The organism is Massilia phosphatilytica (assembly GCF_977014125.1).
In genome coordinates, this window is sequence record NZ_CDRNIL010000090.1 from 1 (window position 1) to 1,297 (window position 1,297).

Here is a 1,297-nt window from a genome sequence, read left to right on the forward strand (position 1 = left end):
ACCTGGCCGGCATCAAAACCATTCGTCAAGCCGAACAGGCCCTGCGGGACGCGGGCCTACCGGCTGACACTGCCAAGGCGTTGATCGCCGAGGTCAAACGCATCGCTTTGGATGAGCGGGACGCTCATGAGGCGGCTGCGACGCTGAAAGCGGCCAACCGGCTGATCCAATCCCTCACCTCGTGAAAGAAACCACATGAAAAAAGTTGTCCTGCTGGCCACCATGGCCGCACACTTCGCCGCGTTCCAAGCCAAGGCTGCGGCGGTCCCCTACGAAAAGCGCGACGAACCGACCCTGCGCTCGGTGACCGAAGCTATCGACCGCATCAACACCGCGTTCACTGAGTACAAGCGTACCAACGACGAGCGCATCGAAGCCATCAAATCCGGCAAGTCGACGGCCGAATTCGATGTCAAGCTGGCCCGGATGGACGAGGCGCTGGATTCCCTGAGCGAGCAGAAAAGCCGCCTCGAAAAGCTCGAAGGCAAGATGGCGCGCCCGGGCGCCATGGTCGGCGGCGACGTCGACAAGAAAGAATCGCCGGAGGCGATCGCCTACAAAGGCGCCTTCCTGGCTTGGATGCGTAACCCCAGCGATCCGGAGCGCCGCGACGCGCTTTATCGCCGCGGCAAAGAGCTGAAGAAGGTCGAGACCCGCGCCGCGCCGGCGGACGATGACGCGGATTGGGCACAATACGAAACACGCTCGACGCAAACCGTGGCCGGCACCAACTCGGCCGGCGGCTACGCGGTGCCGAAAACGATCGAGCAGCAGATCGCCCGCTTGTCGGTCGACATCTCGCCGATCCGCCAGATCGCCACCGTGCGCCAGGTCGGTACCACCGACTATCACGAACTGTTCGACCTGAATGGCGCGAGCTTCGAATGGCTGGGCGAGGGCGACACCCGCAACCAGGGCAACACCCCGGACCTCGCAGAAGTCGTGCCGACTTTCGGCATGGCATCGGCCAAGCCGCAGGCGTCGGAAGAATCGCTCGACGACCTGTTCTTCAACGTCGAGGACTGGCTCGTTTCGTCGGCATCGGAAGCGATCGGCCAAGGTGAAGGCGCCGCATTCATCGGCGGCAACGGCACCAAGAAGCCGACCGGCTTCTTCGGCCGGTCTGACGCCGGTGACGACTGCTGACACCGCTGGCCGCGCGTTCGGCGCCCTGCAGTACGTTGCATCCGGCCAAGCGGCAGCCATGCCGACCAGCCTGGACACGTTCTACGACATGGTCTATGCGCTGCGCGCCCGTTACCGCAATAACGCGCGCTGGGTGACGGCGAAACTGCTG

2 protein-coding genes are annotated in these 1,297 nt (G+C 63.8%); both read left to right on the top strand.

The annotated features are described in order from the left end of the window. A partial coding sequence (locus tag ACWNCF_RS03065; RefSeq protein ID WP_449405971.1) for a hypothetical protein occupies nt 1-185 on the top strand: 185 nt, incomplete at its 5' end. Nucleotides 186-195: 10 nt separating this feature from the next. Next, entirely contained in the window at nt 196-1,146 is a 951-nt protein-coding gene (locus ACWNCF_RS03070; RefSeq protein WP_449405972.1) for a phage major capsid protein, read from the top strand. Nucleotides 1,147-1,297 lie beyond the last annotated feature (151 nt).